The sequence below is a fragment of the Staphylococcus sp. HMSC070D05 genome (assembly GCF_001815595.1).
GTDB lineage: Bacteria > Bacillota > Bacilli > Staphylococcales > Staphylococcaceae > Staphylococcus > Staphylococcus hominis.
This window is the reverse complement of sequence record NZ_KV821141.1, coordinates 1-6,985: the sequence shown is the minus strand read 5'-3', so window position 1 is coordinate 6,985 and position 6,985 is coordinate 1. Positions and strand designations below refer to the sequence as shown.

Sequence of the window (6,985 nt, the reverse complement as noted above, 5' to 3'; positions counted from 1 at the left end):
TCTTTTGTTGTTACATCTTCTGTATTTTCTTCTGTTGATGTTGTAGCAGTTTCATTAGATGAGTCAATTTTTTGATTATTTTTGTCGTTATCATTCTCTATACTATTTAGAGAAGTATTTTCCATATGATTTTCTTCAGCTGCTTTTGCCTCATCGTCAGCGTGACCAAAAATCAATGTAGCACCAACTAATATTGAAGCTGTTCCTACAGTGAATTTTCTTATGGAGTACTTATTTAACTTATTAGAAATAAAATCCAATCTCTTGTTAATAGGACCTTGTCTTCTTTTACTCATATTTACCTCCTAATAATTAAATTATTCACATTTCAAAATGTAAACTACATATAATATTATATGTAAATACACTTCTAGCATAGTGCATTTTATCATTTAACACAATACTTTTTAAAATTTTTACAATAAAAAAATAAATATTAGGTCATACAATAGATAGGTACCTTTAATCTTTTTAAATCACTTCAACTGAACAAGTGATAATTATCTCCAAATGATATACAATCTTTCTCGTTAAATAAAAAAAGAGCGATATCTATCGCTCTTTAAACTCGTTTCTTCCTTTATAAATGTGTTTTTTAACATTATTATAATTTATTTTAAATGTTCGTACGGACTGTTATTGACAAATGATACGATTTGATCAACAAATAATTTTGCACGTAATTGGAATTCTTCGTCATTTAAATACAGTGTACCATCTTCTAATTTTGCATAGTCCGAATCGTGTGTCGCAATTTGTGTAGGTACAGCAATACCTAATAAACTACGAACAATGACACGTAAATGTGAGAGTGGTTCTGAACTTACGATACCTCCACTGTTACCAATTAAGCCCACTGGTTTCATTTTGACATAATCCATATTAATGTGATCTAACGCATTTTTTAAAATGCCTGAGTATGAACCATGATAATTTGGCGTACCAAAAATTAGGAAATCCGCTTCCATTGCTTTGTCCTGGAACGCTTTTGTATTCGCTTTAATTTCCTCTGTTGAATGTGTTGTGCCTGAAAAATCAAGTTGATTTAATGGTCTTTCAGCTAAATCAAAAATATCTACGTCGACATCATGATTATCGAATTGTCCTGTTAAGTATTTAGCTAGTGCGTTGGTATGTGAACCTACTTGTGCACTTCCTACTACGATAAGTCCTTTCATTTTGTTCTAACACCTCTTCAATATTATTTTATTTCTCTTCAGTTAAAACTTTCATAATTGCTTTACCTACACCACTATGTTCATTGGTATCTGTAACCAATTTAGCTATAGCTTTCACTTCGGGCATCGCATTATCCATCGCAACAGGATAACCTACGCGTTCAAGCATGGATACATCATTTAAATTGTCTCCTAACGCCATGACATCTTGTAAGTCAATATGAAGTTGATTAGCAATCGTTTCTAATGCAATTCCTTTTTGAGCATCTGAATGTGTAATTTCTAAATTACCACGTGATGATGATGAAACAGCGAGACTTGATATAGCGGATAATTCTTTTCCAATACGTTCAATTTTTTCAAGATCTGGATTAAACGCCAATACTTTCATAATCAGTTCACCCGGAATATCTTCAATATCTTTATAGTTATCAACAATTTTAAGTGTCCCGTTATCAATGCGTTGTTGAATCCCTGCTTTAATTTTTTCAACATCGCCTTGTTGGCCTGCATTTCTTGCGATATCTAAATAGATATCTAAATCACGTGTTGGGTCTTCAGTATAAATACCTCTATTCGTATACACTTGATAGTACACGTCTTCTCGATCAAGAATCGCTTTAATTCGTTCTACTAATTCATGATTTAAATGAGAGGTCTTCATAATATTGAATGATTCATCACGTACTTCTGCACCATTTAAACAAATATAAGGCACTTTTAAATCTGTTTCAGCCATAGGTGTACTTGCTTCATAAAACGCACGACCCGTTGCAATGACTACTGTAATCCCTTTTGATTGAGCATATTTAATCGCGTTAATATTTTCTTCTGAAATTTCATGTGCTGCATTTAACAGTGTCCCATCCATATCTGTTGCAATCAGTTTAATCATGCCGTTACCTCATTTCATTAGCTAAACTTACAGCTATTATATTTTAGAACATACATATTCAGTGAACACAATTACAAAATTTAAATTTGTTTTATCGTTCCTATTTTAACAAATTTATTATCTTTTGTACGGTGATGTGTTTCTTTTAACTTTCTTAGCTCTTAAATCACGGAAAAATTGTCTCAATAAATTGCTACACTCTTCTTCTAACACACCCTGTTCAACAATTGCACGATGATTAAATTGTGGCTGTTGTAGTAAATCCATTAAACTGCCACTGCATCCTCCTTTAGGATCCATCGCACCATATACAACTCGTGGTATACGACTCATTACAATCGTGCCGGCACACATGACACAGGGTTCTAATGTGACATATAATGTACAATCTTCTAAACGCCAACTTCCTATGACTTTAGCTGCCCGTTCTATTGCTAAGTGTTCAGCATGAGCAGTAGGCTGTTGTAATGTTTCTCTTAAATTATGGGCACGTGAAATAATGTCGTTATCTTTAACTATCACTGCTCCGATTGGAACTTCACCAAGCTGTCGAGCTTTTTTCGCTTCTTCAATTGCACATTTCATGTAAATTTCATCATTTGTCATATGTGTCATCCCTTACTTATGATAAAATACTCAATGTCTATTTTAACATTTGGAGATGTAATTATGAATAAACCATTTATTGCAATAGAAGGTCCGATTGGCGTTGGCAAATCGTCTCTTACTCATAAAATTAGCCAAACCTTTAATTATTATGAAGAAAATGAAATTATTAATGAAAACCCCTTTCTCTCTGATTTTTATGATGATATTTCAAAATGGAGTTTTCAAACTGAAATGTTCTTCCTTTGTAATCGTTATAAACAAGCACAAGATATTGCAAAAATTAATCAAGGTGTGGTAAGTGATTACCATATTTATAAAAATAGAATATTTGCGCGCAATACACTTAACGAATCAGAATTTGATAAATTCAATCGTATTTTCAATATTTTAACTGAAGATCTTGAATTACCTAATATGATCATCTTTTTAGATGCTGATTTAGATGTACTGAAACGTCGCATTGCTAAACGTAACCGTAGCTTTGAACATCAAATTGAAGATAGCTACTTACTTAATTTAAAAAAGGATTATTTATCATTTTATGAAACATTAAAAAACGAAGGTGTTAATGTGATTTTAATCGACACTTCTGATTTAGATTTTGTACAAAATGAATCAGATTATCAATTGATTTTAAACCAAATTAAACCCATGATAGGAGATATAACATATGAATAATTACGGTATCCCTCAAAATGCAATTATTACAATTGCTGGAACGGTAGGCGTAGGAAAATCTACATTAACCCAAGCGCTTGCTGATAAACTCAATTTCAGAACTTCATTTGAAAATGTAGACCATAACCCCTACTTAGATAAATTCTATAATGATTTTGAACGTTGGAGTTTCCATCTGCAAATTTATTTTTTAGCTGAACGTTTTAAAGAACAAAAACGCATGTTTGAATACGGAGGAGGCTTTATACAAGATCGTTCTATTTATGAAGATGTTGATATTTTCGCAAAAATGCATGAAGAACAAGGAACAATGAGTAAAGAAGATTTTAAAACTTACTCGGAATTATTTGAAGCAATGGTTATGACGCCCTATTTCCCTAAACCAGACGTTTTAATTTATTTAGATTGTGATTATGATGAAGTAATCGACCGTATTCATCAACGTGGCCGCGATATGGAAATGAATACTGATCCGGTATATTGGAAAAAGTTGTTTAAACGCTATGAAAATTGGATTAACAATTTTAATGCTTGTCCAATCGTAAGAGTGAATATTAATGAATATGATATTCACGAAAACCCCGACTCTTTAGATCCAATTATCGACAAAATTGCACATATTATTCAAACATATCGAAATGTAGATCATCGATAAAAAAAGAGACAGACTTTACTGTCTCATCTAGGCAAGAAGGACTAGAATTAAACATGAATATAAATACATGTTTAATTTAGTCCTTGGCTGCCAATATGTTATAAATATAGAAATAACCATTGATACTTTAATCTCTTTTTGTTTAATTATTTTGTGTATATTTTTTTAATACTTCTGGTACACTCACAGCTGTTTCAATTACGTAATCAGCATCCACAAGTTCCTCTTTTTTTGCGATACCACTTAATACACCAATGGCTAGACCTAATTTTGCATTCACTTTAGTCTTCATATCATTATTTGTGTCACCTACAATGGCTACATCTTCCGGTTTAACATCATAATGATCAAAAAGTGGCTTAAGTACTTCAGGATTGGGTTTTTCAGCCGCATGCGCTTCAGTAGAAATGACTAAATCAAACGCATCTTTAGAATGTGTTTCTTCTAAAAATTGTGTCACTCCTTTTTCAGAGTCACTAGTCACAATACCAATTTTATAGCCTTCATATCGTAATGATTGAATCATATCATAAACGCCATCTATCCAGTTATTTTCTGGTTCACGACTATCTACTAATGCTTGACTTGTATCACGCGTCCATTTAGAAACATCTTTACCTGATTCGTCATTAAACGCATGAACAATTTCATCTAACGAGCCTGAACCCATAACAGAATCTGGACTAATCGTATCTTTAACAACGCCTAGTTTGCGAAGCGTTGCTTCTTTATTCGCTACAGGAAACGTGTCTAGGAAACTATTTACCAGGCGTACGCCAATTTTTTCCCAACTATGATCAAATTCAATTAATGTACCATCTTTATCAAATAATATCCATTCCATATATATACACTCCTTATTTCGTATTTCATTGTAATATACATTGTTCTTTTAAGTATAGTAAAAGAACTGCTTAGCATACATTTATAAAAAAAGCCATACCTCTCTAGGTATGACTCAACTAAGAATATATAAAACTAGTTTTGAATAACTTTGGCATTACCATGCCTCAACGGAAATGAGACTACGTGTAAGGGAATAGTCTCTAAGAATAGCATACATCACTTCATTTTTATTGTCTACAACAAGTTGACATGTATCAACTTTTCGTTTCACGTTTCATTATATATCTATAATCTTACAGGTGCGATATTAAAAAATTCTACTTTTCCACAGTTTTTGCATTCTGTAATAAATGTTTTAATATTTGATGTTTCAGTATCGTCAGAAACTGGAGAAAATACAAATTTATCTTCATGATATTTAATTTTAGGTGCTATACAACATGTATCACGATGTTTTTTCTTATGAAAATCAGAAATTATTTCAATTTCCTTGTTTGAATATTTAACTTCAGTCATTGTCATCACCTCTTATTTAATGTGTCTTAACTTTATCATAAAAATTCAAAAGATTGTGCACAATTCCTTAATCGTTTACTTTTAATACCTAAATGTTAATTCGTTATACTTTAATTTACATATTAAGAAACACGCTTCTTATTTAGTAACTATATCTAAATAAAAAGCGTGCTTTAATCGTATTCATTAATGAAAATATATATTCAATTCGATTAGGGGGAAACGATTAATTAATTTCTTGGTTCACCATTTACAAGTATACCGCTTACTAAATCATATACTTTTTTAATGAAACTAAAGATATCTAACATGATTTTCATCTCCTTAAATATATTTACAGCTAATAGTTTAGTAAATATTTTAATTTATGAGAGATTTCTGCCTAAGTTGATATAATTCATGCTAAAGTGTCTTGATTTACCTATTATTCCATATTAAATGTTGCTTAGAAGTCAAAATTATTCATCAAATCCCTAAAAAATGAAAGAGATGTATTGAAAAATAATAAAAAATTTGCCTTATTGCTTTTATATCTATAAGTGGTTTAATTAATAGATAATACAGTGATTACAACCTTCACTTAAAAAAATGAATGAACTGATTCATCAAATTCTATAACATATCTTTGTGATATGCTATTGAGTAATTTTAACAATGATATTCATCATATCATTACTAAAAATGAAAGGATATATTCATGTTAATCGTTATTTTTATTTTATTTGGAATCGGAATTGGATTATTTACATTAAGTTTCTTCTTAGCACAAAATGAAGGACTCGCTTATAAAACAATTAGCAGAGGATTTTCTGCATTATTTGTATCACTTGGTATATTAGCATTAATGGGGTATCTCATTAATTTTATTTCTTCACATTATTTAAATATCTAATTCCTTATATTTTCTATTCTCAACAAAGTGGAAAGACATCATTTAAAGTTGTCTTTCCACTTTTTCAATTTACTTTATTTTATACATGACTGAACGAATTATTTATGCAGCTACCATTATAAATATTTGTAGTTATATATGATAACCTATGTGTGTATTAATTGGAGTAAGATAATCAAATAGAGCAACATCATAGTTAGCATTACTTTAGTCTTACTCGTCGTATACCAGGGAGTTTTTTTCGTATAAAAAAAGGGGCTTTATGCCCCTAAAGATCTATATCATTTAAATGAATTTCAAATGTTGAGATTACCTAAGTAATAATGGTATTTAGGTATATGGTATTTATAATAGAAGAAAAATACTAAGTCAAGGGTTGTCATTTAGGCAATCTCATTACTTATTATTGCACAATAAAATTTAATTATCTATAATATTGAAATAAAAAATAATATTTTTTATACTTAAATCTAATTAATTATTAAAATGATAAAAAAATGTTTCTCTTTATTTGTAAAGGATATAATTTAATTAGCAGAATATTTCGTTATAATATTTTGCTCCTTATTTATTTTACATCACCACTCTTACTTAGTTCGACATAAGCTATGTTAAGAGTGGTTTTTTTATGCAAAAAAGAAGCCAACCCACTTTTTGATGTGCTCCTAAAAGTTGGTCTAAAATAAAAACAACAAGCTAGAAACCGCATAGTTATA

At 30.3% G+C, this 6,985-nt stretch carries 9 protein-coding genes; 3 read left to right on the top strand and 6 right to left on the bottom strand.

Translation table 11 applies throughout. The features are described 5' to 3' along the window. From HMPREF3046_RS11030 to tadA, 4 genes are all read right to left on the bottom strand, one after another. Nucleotides 1-296: YSIRK-type signal peptide-containing protein (locus HMPREF3046_RS11030; protein ID WP_083316373.1), on the bottom strand; the 296-nt coding region annotated here is incomplete at its 3' end. Between the two features lie 315 nt (nucleotides 297-611). Continuing rightward, nucleotides 612-1,178 carry an NADPH-dependent FMN reductase gene (locus HMPREF3046_RS07190; RefSeq protein ID WP_002449053.1) on the bottom strand — a complete coding sequence of 189 codons (567 nt, stop codon included), beginning with the start codon at nucleotides 1,176-1,178 and terminating at the stop codon, nucleotides 612-614. 28 nt (nucleotides 1,179-1,206) lie between these two features. Next, nucleotides 1,207-2,073 carry an HAD family hydrolase gene (locus HMPREF3046_RS07185; protein ID WP_070718083.1) on the bottom strand — a complete coding sequence of 289 codons (867 nt, stop codon included), beginning with the start codon at nucleotides 2,071-2,073 and terminating at the stop codon, nucleotides 1,207-1,209. A 117-nt stretch (nucleotides 2,074-2,190) separates the two neighbouring features. Next, a complete protein-coding gene (gene tadA / locus HMPREF3046_RS07180) occupies nucleotides 2,191-2,679 on the bottom strand; it encodes a tRNA adenosine(34) deaminase TadA (RefSeq protein ID WP_064207378.1) in 489 nt (162 codons plus the stop codon). Between the two features lie 63 nt (nucleotides 2,680-2,742). Between tadA and HMPREF3046_RS07175 the strand changes: the two genes are divergently transcribed. Continuing rightward, entirely contained in the window at nucleotides 2,743-3,360 is a 618-nt protein-coding gene (locus HMPREF3046_RS07175) for a deoxynucleoside kinase (RefSeq protein WP_064207377.1), read from the top strand. Further along, nucleotides 3,353-4,015: a deoxynucleoside kinase gene (locus HMPREF3046_RS07170; RefSeq protein WP_064207376.1), complete on the top strand. Its 663-nt coding sequence runs from the start codon at nucleotides 3,353-3,355 to the stop codon at nucleotides 4,013-4,015. Before HMPREF3046_RS07175 ends, HMPREF3046_RS07170 begins: the two co-directional genes overlap by 8 nt. 142 nt (nucleotides 4,016-4,157) lie before the next feature. Here HMPREF3046_RS07170 and HMPREF3046_RS07165 read toward each other — a convergent pair whose 3' ends face one another. Both HMPREF3046_RS07165 and HMPREF3046_RS07160 read right to left on the bottom strand, forming a co-directional pair. Continuing rightward, nucleotides 4,158-4,859 (bottom strand): HAD family hydrolase, encoded by a 702-nt coding sequence (locus HMPREF3046_RS07165; RefSeq protein ID WP_070718081.1) that lies wholly within the window; start codon nucleotides 4,857-4,859, stop codon nucleotides 4,158-4,160. A 287-nt stretch (nucleotides 4,860-5,146) separates the two neighbouring features. Continuing rightward, nucleotides 5,147-5,377 (bottom strand): hypothetical protein, encoded by a 231-nt coding sequence (locus tag HMPREF3046_RS07160; RefSeq protein WP_064207374.1) that lies wholly within the window; start codon nucleotides 5,375-5,377, stop codon nucleotides 5,147-5,149. Nucleotides 5,378-6,074: 697 nt separating this feature from the next. Between HMPREF3046_RS07160 and HMPREF3046_RS07155 the strand changes: the two genes are divergently transcribed. Continuing rightward, nucleotides 6,075-6,269: a hypothetical protein gene (locus HMPREF3046_RS07155; protein ID WP_070718078.1), complete on the top strand. Its 195-nt coding sequence runs from the start codon at nucleotides 6,075-6,077 to the stop codon at nucleotides 6,267-6,269. Nucleotides 6,270-6,985: the final 716 nt, after the last annotated feature.